Annotated in this window: 17 protein-coding genes and 1 pseudogene; 12 read left to right on the forward strand and 6 right to left on the reverse strand. The window is 72.7% G+C overall.

Annotated features, from left to right (window positions below; translation table 11 throughout):
* Nucleotides 1-53: 53 nt before the first annotated feature.
* Nucleotides 54-1,304 (reverse strand): threonine ammonia-lyase, encoded by a 1,251-nt coding sequence (gene ilvA, locus AB0I22_RS04225; protein WP_363129051.1) that lies wholly within the window; start codon nt 1,302-1,304, stop codon nt 54-56.
* Nucleotides 1,305-1,467: 163 nt separating this feature from the next.
* Between ilvA and AB0I22_RS04230 the strand changes: the two genes are divergently transcribed.
* The 3 genes from AB0I22_RS04230 (at nt 1,468) to AB0I22_RS04240 (ending at nt 2,795) form a co-directional block, all read left to right on the forward strand.
* On the forward strand, nt 1,468-1,995 hold the full coding sequence (locus tag AB0I22_RS04230; protein WP_363129052.1) for a MarR family transcriptional regulator: 528 nt from the start codon (nt 1,468-1,470) through the stop codon (nt 1,993-1,995).
* Between the two features lie 78 nt (nt 1,996-2,073).
* Nucleotides 2,074-2,547: a sigma factor-like helix-turn-helix DNA-binding protein gene (locus AB0I22_RS04235; RefSeq protein ID WP_363129053.1), complete on the forward strand. Its 474-nt coding sequence runs from the start codon at nt 2,074-2,076 to the stop codon at nt 2,545-2,547.
* Nucleotides 2,544-2,795, forward strand: a complete 252-nt coding sequence (locus tag AB0I22_RS04240) for a hypothetical protein (protein WP_363129054.1) — start codon at nt 2,544-2,546, stop codon at nt 2,793-2,795. Before AB0I22_RS04235 ends, AB0I22_RS04240 begins: the two co-directional genes overlap by 4 nt.
* Before the next feature lie 69 nt (nt 2,796-2,864).
* Here the strand turns inward: AB0I22_RS04240 and AB0I22_RS04245 are convergent, their stop codons facing one another.
* The gene (locus AB0I22_RS04245; RefSeq protein WP_363129055.1) at nt 2,865-4,031 is read right to left on the reverse strand and encodes a cystathionine gamma-synthase; all 1,167 of its coding nucleotides are present in this window, start codon (nt 4,029-4,031) and stop codon (nt 2,865-2,867) included.
* Between the two features lie 192 nt (nt 4,032-4,223).
* Between AB0I22_RS04245 and AB0I22_RS04250 the strand changes: the two genes are divergently transcribed.
* The 5 genes and pseudogenes from AB0I22_RS04250 to AB0I22_RS04270 all read left to right on the forward strand — a co-directional run.
* Nucleotides 4,224-5,330 carry a hypothetical protein gene (locus AB0I22_RS04250; protein ID WP_363129056.1) on the forward strand — a complete coding sequence of 369 codons (1,107 nt, stop codon included), beginning with the start codon at nt 4,224-4,226 and terminating at the stop codon, nt 5,328-5,330.
* Nucleotides 5,331-5,413: 83 nt separating this feature from the next.
* Complete coding sequence (msrA, locus tag AB0I22_RS04255; protein WP_363129057.1) at nt 5,414-6,112, forward strand: peptide-methionine (S)-S-oxide reductase MsrA; 699 nt, start codon at nt 5,414-5,416, stop codon at nt 6,110-6,112.
* 411 nt (nt 6,113-6,523) lie between these two features.
* On the forward strand, nt 6,524-6,730 hold the full coding sequence (locus AB0I22_RS04260) for a hypothetical protein (protein ID WP_363129058.1): 207 nt from the start codon (nt 6,524-6,526) through the stop codon (nt 6,728-6,730).
* Complete coding sequence (locus AB0I22_RS04265; protein ID WP_363129059.1) at nt 6,717-7,226, forward strand: DUF6879 family protein; 510 nt, start codon at nt 6,717-6,719, stop codon at nt 7,224-7,226. Before AB0I22_RS04260 ends, AB0I22_RS04265 begins: the two co-directional genes overlap by 14 nt.
* 23 nt (nt 7,227-7,249) lie before the next feature.
* A pseudogene (locus AB0I22_RS04270) lies at nt 7,250-7,396 on the forward strand (helix-turn-helix transcriptional regulator); the annotation flags it as partial.
* Nucleotides 7,397-7,506: 110 nt separating this feature from the next.
* Here AB0I22_RS04270 and AB0I22_RS04275 read toward each other — a convergent pair.
* Nucleotides 7,507-7,992: a hypothetical protein gene (locus tag AB0I22_RS04275; RefSeq protein ID WP_363129060.1), complete on the reverse strand. Its 486-nt coding sequence runs from the start codon at nt 7,990-7,992 to the stop codon at nt 7,507-7,509.
* 263 nt (nt 7,993-8,255) lie between these two features.
* A complete protein-coding gene (locus AB0I22_RS04280; protein WP_363129061.1) occupies nt 8,256-8,822 on the reverse strand; it encodes a class I SAM-dependent methyltransferase in 567 nt (188 codons plus the stop codon).
* 54 nt (nt 8,823-8,876) lie between these two features.
* Here AB0I22_RS04280 and AB0I22_RS04285 point away from each other — a divergent pair, with 54 nt between their 5' ends.
* From AB0I22_RS04285 to AB0I22_RS04295, 3 genes are read left to right on the forward strand one after another with little or no spacing between them, the layout of a single operon-like run.
* On the forward strand, nt 8,877-9,659 hold the full coding sequence (locus tag AB0I22_RS04285; RefSeq protein WP_363129062.1) for a helix-turn-helix transcriptional regulator: 783 nt from the start codon (nt 8,877-8,879) through the stop codon (nt 9,657-9,659).
* 50 nt (nt 9,660-9,709) lie between these two features.
* A complete protein-coding gene (locus AB0I22_RS04290) occupies nt 9,710-10,480 on the forward strand; it encodes a MerR family transcriptional regulator (protein ID WP_363129063.1) in 771 nt (256 codons plus the stop codon).
* 3 nt (nt 10,481-10,483) lie between these two features.
* Nucleotides 10,484-11,749: a glycosyltransferase gene (locus AB0I22_RS04295; protein WP_363129064.1), complete on the forward strand. Its 1,266-nt coding sequence runs from the start codon at nt 10,484-10,486 to the stop codon at nt 11,747-11,749.
* 199 nt (nt 11,750-11,948) lie between these two features.
* Here the strand turns inward: AB0I22_RS04295 and AB0I22_RS04300 are convergent, their stop codons facing one another.
* Nucleotides 11,949-13,250, reverse strand: coding sequence for a DUF2786 domain-containing protein (locus tag AB0I22_RS04300; protein ID WP_363129065.1), 1,302 nt, complete (start codon nt 13,248-13,250; stop codon nt 11,949-11,951).
* 185 nt (nt 13,251-13,435) lie between these two features.
* Here AB0I22_RS04300 and AB0I22_RS04305 point away from each other — a divergent pair, with 185 nt between their 5' ends.
* Entirely contained in the window at nt 13,436-14,080 is a 645-nt protein-coding gene (locus tag AB0I22_RS04305; RefSeq protein ID WP_363129066.1) for a GNAT family N-acetyltransferase, read from the forward strand.
* 102 nt (nt 14,081-14,182) lie between these two features.
* Here AB0I22_RS04305 and AB0I22_RS04310 read toward each other — a convergent pair whose 3' ends face one another.
* Nucleotides 14,183-15,433, reverse strand: a complete 1,251-nt coding sequence (locus tag AB0I22_RS04310) for an Ig-like domain-containing protein (RefSeq protein ID WP_363129067.1) — start codon at nt 15,431-15,433, stop codon at nt 14,183-14,185.
* Between the last annotated feature and the right edge of the window lie 64 nt (nt 15,434-15,497).

Raw genomic sequence — 15,497 nt, forward strand, 5'->3', positions numbered from 1 at the left:
CATACCCCAGACGCGATACATCGCGATATACCTATGTCGCGTTACCGCGACCGTCACGCCCGGACGCTGTAGCCCGCCTCTCGCAGGGCCGTGCCCACCTCGACGCAGTGCTCCGGCCCCTTGGTCTCCAGGTGCAGCTCCACCTCCGCCTCCGCGAGCCCGAGCCTCGGATCGGTCCGTACGTGGCTCACATCGAGGACGTTAGCGTCCACCACTGACAACACGTCCAGAAGCGCGGCCAGCGCGCCCGGACGGTCCGTCAGGCGCAGCCGCAGCGAGAGGTACCGGCCGGCGGCGGCCATGCCGTGCCGCAGCGTCCGCTGCATCAGCAACGGGTCCACATTGCCCCCCGACAACACGGCGACCACGGGCCCCTCGAAGTCCCCCGGCGCCGACAGCAGCGCCGCCACCGGACTCGCCCCGGCCGGCTCCACGACGAGCTTCGCCCGCTCCAGGCACAGCAGCAGCGCACTGGACAGCTCGTCCTCGGAAACGGTACGGACCTCGTCCACGAGATCGCCAATGATTTTGAACGGGACGTCGCCCGGACGCCCCACCTTTATCCCGTCGGCCATCGTCGTCGGCTCCTCGATCGACACCGGGCGCCCGGCCGCCAGCGACGGCGGATAGGCGGCGGCGCCCGCCGCCTGCACCCCGACGATCCGTACGTCCGGTCGCAGCGCCTTGACGGCCACCGCGATGCCCGCCGCGAGCCCGCCGCCGCCGACGCCCACCACGATGGTGCGCACCTCGGGGCACTGCTCCAGGATCTCCAGTCCCACCGTGCCCTGCCCCGCGATGATGTCGGGGTGGTCGAAGGGGTGGATGAAGACGGCCCCCGTCTTCCGCGCGTACTCCTGCGCGGCCTCCAGCGTCTCGTCCACCACCTGCCCCTGCAACCGCACTTCGGCCCCGTACTCACGGGTCGCGGCGACCTTCGGCAGCGGCGCGCCCTGCGGCATGAAGACCGTCGAGCCCACCCCCAGCAGGGACGCGGCCAGCGCCACCCCCTGCGCGTGGTTGCCCGCGCTCGCCGCGACGACGCCCGCCGCCCGCTCCGCCGAGTTCAGCCCGGCGATCCGCACATACGCGCCGCGCACCTTGAAGGACCCGGTCCGCTGCAGGTTCTCGCACTTGAAGTGCACGGGGGCGCCGACCAGACCGGACAGGAAGCGGCTCCCCTCCAGGGCGGTGGACCGCGACACCCCGGAGAGCATCTTCTGTGCGCTGCGCACATCGTCCAGGGAGATCGCGGGCAGCTGGGCCCCCTCGGGGCCGTCCTCGTCACCAAGTTCTAGGGCCATGGCCGCAAGTCTCGCAGCTCGCTCCTCCTGCGACCGCTGCGGCCCGTGCGTAACCATTGGTTTGCGCAGCGCAGGTACGGGCGGCCCGTGGGCCGCGTACTGTGTCCCCCATCCTCAGCCCACCGCACGAAGTGAGCCTCCGGCCATGCCCATCCCTTCGGACATGACGACAACCGCTGCGACCCGGGGCGCGGACCCCGAGTCAGAGACCACCGCGGCCATCGACCCCGTTGTCCTCGACGCGCTCCAGCACCAAGTGGCCGTCTTCGCGCGCCGGGCGGAACAGACCCGCCTGGGCGGCGTCGGCCAGGCCCGCAACTCCATGGACCGCGCCGCCTATCTGCTGCTCAACCGCCTCGACCAGGAAGGCCCGATGGGCGTCAAGGCGCTCGCCGCGGGCATGGGCATCGACTCCTCGACGGTCACCCGCCAGGTGGCGCCGCTCGTCGACTCCGGCCTGGTCAAGCGCACATCGCACCCCGAGGACGGCCGCGCCGTCGTCCTCCAGCTCTCGCCGCGCGGCAGCGCGCGGCTGGAGGAGGTGCGCACCTCCCGGCGCGAGCTGATGTCGATCGTGACGGACGAGTGGACCGAGGAGGAGCGGAACGCCTTCACCACGCTGCTCACCCGGTTCAACGCTTCCCTGTCCGTCATCCACAACGCGCTCCCCCAGGAGCCGCCGGCCTCCTGACCCGACCGCCGGACCGCCCCGTCCGGCCTCTTGACCCGGTGCGCGGCCTGCCGTGTGCTTGAGGGCACGGGAGGCACGGTGGGAGAGCGGCAAGCGGCGCGGGAACGCCGCCGCGCCCGGGAGTTCGAGGCATTCGTCGGGGGCGCGGGCGGCCGGCTGCTGCACGCCGCCGCGCTGCTGACCGGCGAGGAGGAGCCGGACCGCGAGGCCGCCGAGCGCCTCCTGACCGCCGCGCTGGCCTGTACGTACGCGGACTGGGACCGGCTGCGCGGCGAGGACCCGTACGACCGCACCCGCCAGGAGCTGGCCGCCCGCTTCGCGCACGCCGCCTGGCACCGCCGGCCCGCCCGTACCGGCCGGCTGGGGCGGCTCTCCCGGCAGGAGCGCCTGGTCCTCGTCCTGCGCCTGTACGAGGGCGTGGCCGAGGAGCAGACCGCCGCCCAGCTGGGCCTCCCCGTGGAGCGCGTACGCGCCCTGTGCACCCGCGCCGTCGCCACGATGCGCAGCCGGGCCCCCGCCACCGGCCCGCGCGCCGAGATGGCCACCCCGTGAGCGTCCACGACCGCAAGGAGGACGAGGTCCGCCGGATGCTGGACACCCCGCATCCGGTGGTCCGCCCGGAGCTGGCCCAACGGGCCGCCGAACGCGGCCGCAGGCTGCTGCGCCGCCGCCGGGCGCTGCGGCGGCTGGGGTGGGTGCTGCTGGTGGTGGCCGTGACGGCGTTCTGCGTGTGGGCGGCGCTCGTACAGCCGTGGGTGGCGCCGCCGTCGGACACCGCCCCTCCCCTGGAGGGGTGGTGAGCGCGTCCGTACGGGCCGGGGCCCCGGTTCGTAGCGCCGAGGCCCCTTCGTATGCCGTACGTTCCCAGGTCAGCCCAGCGCGCGCGTGAGGTCCGCGAGCAGGTCGTCGGCGGCCTCGATGCCCACGGAGAGGCGCACCAGGTCGGCGGGGACCTCCAGGGCGGAGCCCGCCGTGGAGGCGTGCGTCATCCGGCCGGGGTGCTCGATCAGCGACTCGACGCCGCCGAGCGACTCCCCGAGGGTGAACAGCTCGGCGCGGTTGCACACCTCGACGGCCGCCTCCTCGCCGCCCACGACCCGGAAGGACACCATGCCGCCGAAGGCGCGCATCTGCTTGGCGGCGATCTCGTGGCCCGGGTGCTCCGGCAGCCCCGGGTAGTAGACCTGGGTGACCTTGGGGTGCGAGACCAGGAGTTCGGCGATGCGCGAGGCGTTGGCGCTGTGCCGGTCCATGCGGACGGCCAGGGTCTTGATGCCGCGCAGGGTCAGCCAGGAGTCGAAGGGGCCGGAGATGGCGCCCATGGCGTTCTGGTGGAAGACCAGCTCGTCGGCGAGCGCGGCGTCGGAGGTGATCAGGGCGCCGCCGACGACGTCCGAGTGGCCGCCCACGTACTTCGTCGTGGAGTGCACGACGATGTCCGCGCCGAGCGCGAGGGGCTGCTGGAGGTAGGGGCTGGCGAAGGTGTTGTCGACGACGAGGCGGGCCCCCGCCGTGCGGGCGACGTCGGCGACGGCGGCGATGTCGGTGATGCCGAGCAGCGGGTTGGAGGGCGTCTCGACCCAGACGACCTTCGTCCGGGGCTGGATCGCGGCCCGCACGGCGGCCGGGTCCGAGGTGTCGGCGACGGACCACTGGACGCCCCAGCGCTCGACGACCTTGGAGAAGAGGCGGAACGTGCCGCCGTACGCGTCGTTCGGGATGACCACGTGGTCGCCGGGGGCCAGCAGGGTGCGCAGCAGGCAGTCCTCGGCCGCCAGCCCGGAGGCGAAGGCGATGCCGCGGCTGCCGCCTTCCAGCGCCGCCAGGTTCTCCTCCAGCGCGGTACGGGTGGGGTTGCCGCTGCGGCTGTACTCATAGCCGCCGCGCAGTCCCCCCACACCGTCCTGCTTGTAGGTGGAGACTTGGTAGATGGGCGGAACGACCGCGCCGGTCAGCGGGTCGGCCGCCTGCCCGGCGTGGATCGCGAGGGTCTCGAAGCTCTGGGCCGGGTGCGGCTGTGAGTGCTTGTCGCTCATTGACCCGAGGGTAGTACCCCGTATCCCGGAACTCTGCTGTTCACTTGTCACCAGGGGATGAACGATCCGCCGCCCTCGTCCGTTGAACGATTCCGTTGAACGATTCCGCCCCCACGTACCAGCTTGTCCTTACGTACCAGCTCGTCCTCCCATGACGACTTCTCCGCCTACGACCACCCAACGGGACGCACCATGGAGTTTCTGTTCATCCTGATCGCCCTCGTCATGATCTGCGGGGTCGCCGCGGTCCCCGCGATGCGCCGCAGGCGCGCCGGGCAGCAGGCCGCTCAGGGCGCACGGCTCGCCACCGATCCCGAAGGGGCGTACGGATTCGTGCCGGCGCCCCAGCTCGACGTGCGGCTGCCCGGCCCCGACCCGGAGCTGCTCGCCGCCCTCGACGAGGCCCGCCGCACCCAGGACTGGCAGCCGGCGGCACGGCTCCTGGCCGGCACGGACGCCGGGAGCGAGCTGCGCTGGCAGCGGGTGCAGACGCTCGCGGGCGCGGCGGCGATGGAACTGGCCGAGGCCCCCGGCACGGGCGGCATGTGGCTGCGCCACTGGCGGGTGGTGGCGCCGAAGGACCCGGGCGGCGCGGCCGTGCAGGCGCAGTTCCTGCTCCAGCAGGCGCTGCGGGACCCGTCCTCGCAGGACTACCGCATGATCCTGGAGGAGGCCCGTACGGTCTGCGGCGAGGCCGCGCTGCTGGCCCCCGGGGACCCGGTCCCGTACATCGTCGAGCTGGGCGTCGCGCGGGGCATGGGGGCGACCGAGGCCGAGTTCCAGTCCGTGTGGGAGACGGTCGTGGGGCGCGCGCCGCACCACATGGGGGCGCATCTGGTGGCGCTGCGCTACTGGAGCGCGGCGTGGCACGGCTCGGCGGAACAGGCCGACGCCTTCGCGGAGCGGGCCGCCGGGGCCGCGCCGGAGAAGACCCTGCTGCCCGCGCTGCCGCTGTTCGCGGTCCACGACCACCTCTCGGACGTCAACCTGGTGCGCGGCCTGTACCGCAGCGCGGTGGTCACGCGGGCGATCGACGGTGCGCTCTACGCCGTTCAGCAGGTCCCCGCCGACCATCCGGTACTACCTCACGTACGTCATTTGCTGGTGTGGTTCCTCGTACGTGCGGAGCGTTACGCGGAGGCGATGGAGCAGCTGCGGCGGGTGGACGGGCATGTGGGCGCCGTCCCGTGGTCGTACGGGGCCAGCCCGGCGGCGGAGTACGCGACGTACCGGGCGCTGGCGGTCGCGGGCTGGGAATCGCAGGGCGGCAGCCCGGCGACGCTGCCGCCGCGCAACTGATCCCTGCGGGGGCTCCGGAATGCCTCTCCCCGATCGAACGTTGTCCGAATAGAGCCCGCCCTGCCCGGTCCCGAGGAGCCTCCATGCTGTTCCACCGCAACAAGAACCACCTCCCCACCCCGGAGGAGGCGCTCCCGGGCCGCCCCGAACCGGCCTTCACCCTCGCCGCCGACCGGCACACCGTCCTCGGCAACCCGCTGACGGGCCCGTACCCGGAGGGCTTGGAGACGGCCGACTTCGGCCTCGGCTGCTTCTGGGGCGCGGAACGCAAGTTCTGGCAGGCGCCGGGGGTGTGGACGACGCTGGTCGGCTACCAGGGCGGGCACACGCCGAACCCCTCGTACTACGAGGTGTGCAGCGGCATGACGGGCCACACGGAGGCGGTGCGCGTGCTCTACGACCCGGCCGTCACGTCGTACGCCGCGCTCCTCAAGATCTTCTGGGAGTCCCACGACCCCACCCAGGGCTTCCGCCAGGGCAACGACTCCGGCACCCAGTACCGCTCGGCGATCTACACCCACACCCCGGCCCAGGCCGCCGAGGCCGAGTCCTCCCGCACGGCCTACCAGTCCGCCCTCACCGCCTCGGGCCACCCCGCCCCCATCACCACCGAAATCCTCCCGTCCGACACCCGCCCCTTCTACCCGGCGGAACCGGAACACCAGCAGTACCTGGACAAGAACCCGGCGGGGTACTGCGGGATCGGGGGGACGGGCGTCGAGCTGAGCGACGCGTCTGACGGCGGATCGTGCCCGACGGGTATCGCGCCTGCGAAGGAGTAACGGGGCCGCGCGGGCGGGACGCGCGTTCTGGCGTTGTGCCGCTGCCGCTGCCGCTGCCGCTGCGAGGCTGCCCGAAGAGGGTGAGTTCGCGGAGCCCCCAGAGTTATCAGGGCGTGCGCGACGACGCGGGAGCCCGCGTGATCTGCCCCCGCATGTGCGGCCGACGGATCGCCGGCGAGTCTGACGGGCCGCTGATCAAGTGGGAGTGCGACTGCGGGTACCGCATTCGCCGAATCCCGGCCCGCGGTACCTGGGCCGGGATTCTCTGCGTTGCGCGAGCTTTCGAGGGCGGCCCAAGGAACCAGGACCCTTTCCCGTTACGGAAAGATCAGGTGCTTGACCGCGCTGTGACCGGCTCGGGAGCATCGGAGGCGACGGTGTACGCGCGTATGCCGAGATGTGGGGGCGACGATGCTGCGAAAGCTGTCCGGTGACCCGGATTGCAGGAATGGGACGTGCCCGACGCTTTGGGGCACTGAAGACGCCGAGGACTACGTGGTCCAGGGCTACGTCGTCACCGACCCCGCACGACTGGCTCAGCTCGACCTGCCGGAGGGTGAGACCGCCGTGCTGGTTCCGGCGGCGGTGCTGGAGGGCTACTTCCGTGCTGAGCGGTGAGGAGTTCGGCCGGCTCTTCGAGACCTTCGAGCGGACCGCTTTCCGGCTGGAGACGCTCCCCGTCTACAGCGTGGCGGAGGAGCGCGAGGAGTTCGAACGCTTCCTGGCCGGCGAGGACATGGGCCCCGACTGGGGCGACAACCCGTGGGTGCGGTCGATGACGGACAAGGGCAAGCACGTCTCACGCGTCCACGTGCTCAGGTCTCCGCTGACCGACTACCTGCGGTACGAACTGGCCGCCTACCCGGGGAACATCACGGCCGGCGAGGCCATCGGCATCATCGACCTGGCGGACCACGACGTGCACGGCCTGCCGGATCACGACTTCTGGCTGTTCGACGACCGGGACGTGTACCGGATGCACTACACGCAGGAGGGCGCGTTCATCGGCGCCGAACCCCAACCTGCCCGCACCCTCGCCGAGTACCAGGGCTACCGGGACCGCGCCCTGGCAGGAGCGGTGCCGTTCGCCACGTACTGGGAGCGGCGCCGCTGACCGCCGAGTCGATCGGGAGAGCCCTGCGGGCGCTGCGTGACGCCTCCGGACTGACGGGGGACGCGGTGGCTCGTAGGGCCGCCATGTCCGCCGGCAAGCTCTCGAAGATCGAGAACGGCAAGGTGCGTCCAACCGTCCAAGATGTGGACCTGGTCCTCACCGCGATAGGCGTGAGCCGGCAGATCAAGGAAGAGTCTCTGGCGTCGGCCCGCGCGACGGCCGCCCCCGTGGCCGGTGCCCCCGCGGCTCGCGCGGTCGCGGGGGCACCGGGGCGTTCAGGTCAGAATTCGAAAGGGCCCGGGGACTGGGCCGACGTGGCGTTGCAGGTGGCTGTGACGCCGAGGACCACTACCTTCAGGGTCTTGGCGGCCAGGCTGTCGCCGGCCGCGACCTTGCCTTTCAGGGGGCCGGTGGAGACTTGGGCGCCGGCGGGGATGGCCGGGTTGGAGTTGCCGGTGAAGGTCTTGGCGCCGGAGCCGTGGTTGGTCATGGTGAGGGTGGACTTCACCGAGTTCGCGGCGAGGTCGATGGGCGAGGTGATGGCCGAGGTGGAGAGGCTGATGGTCGCGGACGTTCCGCTGTGGTCGGCCGTGAGGGTCGCCGAGCCGGAGCCGAATAATCCGCACTCGAACGTGATCGTGGCCGTGTCCGTCGTCACCGCGTTCGCGACGGGAGCTGTCGCCAGGGCGCCTATGGCGAGTGCGCTGACGCCGAGTGCTGTGCCGATGCCGTATCTGACGTGCTTGCCGCGTGTGGTGTGTCTCATGGGGTCCCGCCTCCATGTGGGGTGTACGGGCTGACGTCGCCGGCCGCCGCCGTGCGGGCGCACCGCATGAGTGGGCATGTGGACGCCTTGGGGAGCAGGTCTCCCCGTACAGCGCAGTAGATCTGACGGTCAGTCAGCGACGATGGCCCATTGCGACACGCACCCCTGGAGAAAACAAGGCCGATCCCATGATTTTTGGCATGCTACGACCAATAGCGCAGTGGGCCTCCCCCGTCGGGCCCACTGCGCCTGGCCCCCGCCGCTCAGACCCGGCGAGCGCGGAAGCGGAAGCTCCCGGTGCCCGTCGTGATCTCCGGTTCGGCGAAGCCCGCCCGCCGGAGCCTGGCGGACAGGGTGTCCACCGGGACGACCACACACGTGTCCCGGACGTGGATCAGGCGGAAGCGCCACCCGCCCAGCGCGTCGCAGCCCGCGAAGACCCCGCCCGGCCGCAGCACCCGCCGGGCCTCCGCGAAGAGGCGGTCCTGGAGCTCCGGCGACGGCACGTGGTGGAGCATCGTGAAGCAGACGACCGAGTCGAAGCGCTCGTCGGGCAGCGGCATATCGGCCCCGTCGCCGTGGACCACCTCGGCCCGGTCCCCATACCGGTCGGCCAGCCGCTTCGCCGACTCCCGGTCGACTTCGAGGATGGTCAGGCGCTCGGCGAGGCCCAGGAGAACATGGGTGGTGGCGCCGTATCCCGGTCCGATCTCCAGAGTGTCGGAGCCGAACTCGACGCCGTCCAGGGCCCAGGGCAGCAACTGGTCCTCCACGGCCCGGGCCCACCTGTCGGAGTTGCATACGCGGCGGTGAATGAGGTTCATGGGCATACGGCCAGGCTAGGCAGCCGGCGCGGAGCCGAACACGGGGTGGAGTGACAACTCATGTCGCCAGAAGGACAGTTGATTTCGCCGGGCGGTAACGCCATCGTCGTCGGCAGTTTCGCGCTGAGCGACGGCCAGTGGTTCGAGCGCCATCAGCACGGCGCGCACCAGCTCGCCTGGGCGCGCAGCGGCGTCCTCGCCGTACGGACCACCGACGCGACCTGGGTGCTGCCGGCCTCGATGGCGCTGTGGATACCGGCCGGCATCGCGCACTCCACCGGCGCGATCAGCGCCGCCCTGCTGCGCAGCCTGTACTTCTGGCCCGACCACTGCCCGGTCCGCTGGGAGTCGCCGCAGGTCGTGGCCGTATCGGCGCTGCTGCGCGAACTGATCTGCCACCTCGCCGAAGACGGCCTCGACGCCACCGCCCGCGGCCGCGCGGAACGCGTCCTGCTCGACCAGCTCAGGCCGGTGTCCGTGACGACCGTACGGGCCCCGATGCCCGACGAACCCCGGGCCCGGCGCGTCGCCCGGGCGCTGCTCGACGACCCCGCCGACGGGCGGTCGCTGGCCGAGTGGGGGAAGGTCGTGGGAGCGAGCGGGCGGACCCTGGCGCGGGCCTTCGTGTCCGGTACGGACATGACGTACGGGCAGTGGCGCACCCAGCTCCGGTTGCAGGCGGCGATGCCGCTGCTCGCGGCGGGCGCGACGGTCTCCTCCGTCGCGCACCGCGTCGGATACGGGTCGCCGAGCGCCTTCGTCGCCGCCTTCCGGCGCAGCGTGGGCGTACCGCCGGGGCAGTACTTCGCACCCGGCGCCCCGCCCTCCGGCGCCTCCGCTTGACCCTCACCCCACGTCAGGCCGCAGCCTGGACCGCGACGAAAGGCGATCCCATGAGTTATTCGGTCGGGCAGACAGCCGGCTTCGCGGGGGTGACGGTCCGCACCCTGCACCACTACGACAAGGCCGGGCTGCTGACCCCGAGCGACCGCAGCGCCGCCGGGTACCGGCTCTACAGCGACGCGGACCTGGCGCGGCTCCAGCAGATCCTCTTCTACCGGGAGCTGGGCTTCTCCCTGGAGGAGACCGGCGCCGTCCTGGCCGGACCGCAGGACGACGTCCTCGACCGGCTGCGCTCCCGGCACCGGCTGCTGAACGAGCAGATCGCCGGGCTCCAGCGGCTCGTCAAGATCGCCGAGCGCGCCATGGAGGTCCGGCGCACGGGTGTCGAGCTGACGCCCGAGGAGCGGTTCGAGGTGTTCGGCGAGGTCGCGCCCGACCTCAGCTACGCCACGGACGCGCACCTCAAGTGGGGGCACAGCGCGGGCCACCAGGAGTCGATCGCCCGCGCCGCCGCGCACACCAAGGAGGACTGGCGGCAGCTGATGGCCGAGGCCGCCGCGTGGCGCGAGCGGCTGCTCGCCGCCTTCGACGCGGGCGCGGCGCCCGACAGCGACTCGGTCATGGAACTCGCCGAGGAGCACCGCCTGCACATCGGCCGGTGGTTCACGCCCTGCCCGCCCGAGATGCACTGCCGCATCGCCGACGACTACGTGGCGGACGCCCGCGCCTTCGCCCTCGTCGTGCCGGCCTCCGAACAGCGCCCCGGCCTGGACCGGTTCCTGCGCGCGGCCGTCCACGCCAACGCCGGACGGGGGGCCTGAACCATGAAGGTGCTCATATTGGCCGCCGGATCGCGGGGCGACGTCGCGCCGTACACGGGCGTCGGGGCGCGCCTGCGCGAGGCCGGATACGAGGTCGCGCTCGCGACGCACGGCACGTACGAGCCGCTGGTACGGGCGAGCGGGCTGGAGTTCCGGTCGCTGCCCGCCGATCCGAACGGCGGGGGTTCGGAGGACGGTGGGGGTTCGGAGGACGGTGGGGGTTCGGCAGGCGGGTCCAAATCCTTGCTGCGCAAGGCGTCCGCCTTCATCCAGGAACTGGGCCGAGGCATCGCGGACGCCACCGCGCAGGGCGCTGATCTGCTGCTCCTGTCCACCACGACGGCCCCGCTGGGATGGCACGCGGCGGAGGCGTCGGGAATCCCCTCCCTGGGTGTGTATCTGCAACCGGTGGCGCCCACCGGCTGCTTCCCCCCTGTCGTCGGCGGAACCCGTTCCCTGGGCCGCTGGGGCAACCGGGCCGCCGGCCGGGTCTCCTTGCGCGTGGTCGACCGCCTGCACGCGGCGGCGGCACGCGACCTCCGCGACCGCCTGAGCCTGCCCGCCCTCCCGCCGGGCGCGATGCGCCGCCGCCAAGAGGCGGCGGGGTGGCGGATTCTGCACGGTTTCAGCGAGACCCTCGTGCCGCGCCCGGCGGACTGGCGGGAGGGCTTGGAGGTCGTCGGCAACTGGTGGCCCCACCACCCGGCCGGGGCCCGGCTCCCGGCGGAAGTCGCCGACTTCATCGGGTCGGGCCCGCCGCCGGTGTTCATCGGCTTCGGCAGCATGGCGGGCGGCGACGGCGAACGGCTGTCCGGCCTGGCCGTACGGGCGCTGCGCGCGGCCGGGCTCCGGGGCATCCTCCAGGCGGGCGCGGCGGGCCTCTCCGCGTCGTCCGCCGCCGCCCACGGCGACGACGTGCTGACGGTCGGGGACGTGCCGCACGCCCTGCTCTTCCCGCGGATGGCGGCGGTCGTGCACCACAGCGGCGCGGGCACGGCGGCCGCGGGGCTACGGGCCGGGGTGCCGGCGGTTCCCGTGCCGGTCATGGCCGACCAGCCGTTCTGGGCGCAACGCTTGACGTCACTGGGCGCCGCCACTGCGCCGATCCCCTTCACGGAGCTGACCGCGGACCGCCTCGCGGACGCCTTGCGTTCGGCGGTGACGGACGCCTCGTACCGGGCCGGGGCCGCCCAGGCGGCGCTCGCGGTCGAAGCCGAGGACGGGGCGGGGCGGGTGGCGGCGGCGGTGAAGGCCGCAGTGGGCGCGTAGCGCGGGGCGAACAGGAGCGAACGAACGGGGGGCCGGCCCGTCAGCGGGCCAAGCAGCCGCGAGCGGACATCCACGGGGCAGCGAGGATCTTCCTCGGGCTCCCCCGCCCAGCCTGGCGGTTCCCCTCCTCCGCCGCCGACGGATCGGGCGAACCGGCGGCGGCCACGGGCTGAGCGCCACGCGGTGCCCCGCCCGTGGCCTACCTCCGGTGCAGCACCGCCGCGTCCGCCGCCGCCCTGCCGTGCGCCCACCCCTCGGCGTCACGGCCCTTGAGGCGGTGGGCGGTCGTGGCCGGGAAGAGGCGCTCGGCGCTCTCGCCCACGGCCACGTCGCGAGCGGCCAGGACCGGGAGGACCTCGCTCGGCTCCTCCGCGGCCACCTCGTCGGCGGCGGTGACCAGCCGGTCGCGGATGCGGCCCGCGTACGCGATGAGGAACGACTCCCGGAAGTCGCGCGTGCGGCGGGAGCGGCCCCGCGCGTGGTGCTCGTCGCCCGCGCGCCGCATGGCGGCGGTGGCCTGGACGAGCAGCGAGGTGTACATCAGCTCGACGAGTTCCAGGTCCGACGCGAAGCCGACGACCGTGGAGAAGTCGAACTCGGCCGACCAGACCGCCCGGCAGTGGTTGGCCTCGGCGACCGCGTCGAGCAGCAGCGCCTTCGCCGGTTCGTACGGGCCCTCGACCCCGATCCGGCAGGCGTCCGGCCCGTCCTCCGAGGCTCCGGGCCCGCCCAGGCCCGCCGCCTCCGCGGCCAGCAGCGCCGCGTCGATCGAGTGCCGCGCCATCAGCTCCTGGGCCTTCGCGGAGAGCGCCTCCGCCTCCTCCGCGAACTCCGTCGACTCCGCCTTCGCCAGCAGCGCCCTGATCCGGCCGAGCAGCCGCGGCCCGGCGGCGGACCGGCCTCCCGCCCCTCCGGCCCGTACGGACCCTCCGGCCCGTACGGACTCTTCGGGCCGCGCCCGCGCGGTCCCCGGCAGCGGGCCGATCGCGGTGATCCGCGGCAGCCGGCCGAGCAGCCGCAGTGCGCCGAGCACGCCCGAGGCCGTCTCGAAGCGGCTCAGCCGCTCGCGCCCCGCGAGGCTCTCCAGATAACTCTCGTCACCGTCCCACCAGACCGACGCCCCGCCCACCGCCGCCAGCTGCGCCGCCCAGCGCGCGTCGAGCGCTTCCGGCGGATAGCGGCGCGCCTCGGCGGCGATGGCGTCGGCGACGTACCGCGACACGGCGGTACCCGGCTCGCGCCGCGTCAGCCGGGCGACGTCGGCGGGCTGCCAGCCGTACTCCCAGGTGCGGCGTACGAGCTCCTCGGCGGCTCGCAGCAGCGCCCGGCTCACGGCGCGCGGCCCGGCGGGCGCGGCGGCGAGGGTGGACGCGGCGGCATCGAGCGCGTCGTCGAGGCCGTCCTCGGGGACGGCGGCGAGGCCGCGCAGCGTGTCCCGTACGGTCTCCAGCAGCTCGGCCGCCTCCTGCCGCTCGCGTTCGCCGCCACCGCGCTTGCCCACGTGCCCTGCCTCACTCGTCGTCCCTGGGGTACGCACCCATTCTCCCGTGCGGGCGGAGTGCGGGCCGGACGCGGGTTCGCGCGTACGAGTCCGGGGCCCGGGGCCCAAAAAGCCGAGGAGCCCGGCGGCGGCCCGCGACGTCCGCGAGAACCCGGACTTCGGCCGTCCGCTCGTAGGCTGACCGCATGCCGACCACACATCCCGTCGCCGACAGCGACGCCCCGCGGATAGCCGCGGTCCTCTCCAGGGCCTTCGCCGCCGATCCGGTCATGGGCTGGTTCTTCCCGGAAGCCGCGTTCCCGGACGAGCGGGCCCGTATCGATCACCTCGCCGCGTTCTTCGGGGCGCTGCTGGAGTTCCAGTACGGGCCCCACGGCGGCTGCGAGCTGGCGCGGCCGGACGCAGGGGAGCGGGACCAGGCGGCGGTGGGCGCCGCCGCCCTGTGGAAGCCGCCGGGCGCGCCCGCGCTGTCGGAGCAGGACGAGCAGGTGATGGGGGTGCGGATGGCGGAGCTGGCCGGCGACCGCCTGGACCGGCTGGTCGGCGCCTACCGGCTGCTGAGCGGGCACGTCCCGGCCACGCCTCACTGGTACCTGGGCGTGCTGGGCGCCGATCCGGCCGTGAAGGGCAGCGGGTACGGCGGGGCGCTGTTGCGCTCGCGGCTGGCGAGGTGCGACGCGGACGGCGTTCCGGCGTATCTGGAGGCGTCCCAGCGGGCCAACATCGGCTACTACGAGCGGTTCGGCTTCGCCGTGCGCGGCGACGCGGCCGGAGTCCGGCTGCCGGACGGCGGCCCGGTGGTGTGGCCGATGTGGCGCGAGCCGCGCTGACGGCCGGGCCCGCCCTCAGCACGTACGAAAGCGGCGGCCCGCACGATGTCTTCGTGCGGGCCGCCGCCATGCGGAGGACTCAGCGGGAGGAGGGGCGAGGGGTCAGGCGCCCGTGGCGCTGCCCGCCACCCAGTTGTCCCAGCTCATGTTCCAGCCGTTGAGGCCGTTGTCGGGCTGGACCAGCTTGTCGTCGGAGCCCTTGACCGTCACGACGTCGCCGACGATGGAGTTCGAGAAGAACCAGGAACCGGAGGTCGAGGAGTCGTTGCCGCCCTGGGCGTCCTGGAGGCCGACGCAGCCGTGGCTGGTGTTGGCCGTGCCGAAGATGCCGTGGCCCCAGTAGTTGCCGTGGATGAACGTGCCCGAGTTGGACAGGCGCATCGCGTGCGGCACGTCCTTGATGTCGTACTCACCGCCGAAGCCGACCGTGTCGCCGTTCATCCGGGTCTCCTTGAACTTCTCGGAGATCACCATCTGGCCGTTGTACGTGGTGTGGTCGGGCGAGCCCGCCGAGATCGGGATGGTCTTGATGGTCTTGCCGTCCCGGACCACCGTCATCTGGTGCGACCGCGCGTCGACCGTGGAGACCTGCGAGCGGCCGATCTTGAAGGAGACCGTCTTCTGCTGGACGCCCTGGACGCCCGGCGCGGACTCGACCTTGTCGAGGTCCATCTTCATGGTGACGGTCGAACCGGCCTTCCAGTACTCCTGCGGCCGGAAATCGAGCCGCTGGTTGCCGAACCAGTGGCCGACGACCTTCTGGCCGCTGGTGGAGTTGACCGTGATGTGCGACTGGACGGCCTTCTTGTCCTTGATCGGCTTGTCGAAGTTGATCGACACGGGCATGCCGACGCCGACGGTGGACCCTGCGTCCGGGGTGTACGTGCCGATGAAGCTGTTCGACGGGGCGACCGTCGTGAAGGACGAGTTCTCGGTGGCGTTGCGGCCGTCGGAGTCCTTGGCCTCGGCGGCGATCTTGTACGTGGTCTGCCGCTCCAGCGCCTTCTTGGGCGCCCAGGAGGTGCCGTCGGAGGATATGGCCCCCTCGACCGGGGCGCCCTTCTCCGTGGTCATGGTGACCTTGGTCAGCTTGCCCTCGGAGACGGTGACCTTGCCGCCGGTGTTGATGCTCGCGCTGGAGGAGCCGTTCTTCGACGCGATCTTGATCTTCGCCTTGGAGGCGTCCTTGGCCGCGGCCTCGTCGACCTTGCTCTGCGACTTGCCGTGACCCGAGTCACCGCCCTTGTCGTCTCCCCCGCCACAAGCGGCGAGGGCCAGTACGCCGCCGAGCACAGCGGCCGCGGCCACGAGGCCCTTACGGCGCTTGCCGTACGTCATCACACGCTTCTCCATTACTGCTCATCCCCAACGTCCCCGATCCGCATCAATGGGCACGCCCATGTCGCGGTCACCCATG

The sequence above is a fragment of the Streptomyces sp. NPDC050610 genome, from assembly GCF_040654875.1.
Taxonomy (GTDB): Bacteria; Actinomycetota; Actinomycetes; order Streptomycetales; family Streptomycetaceae; genus Streptomyces.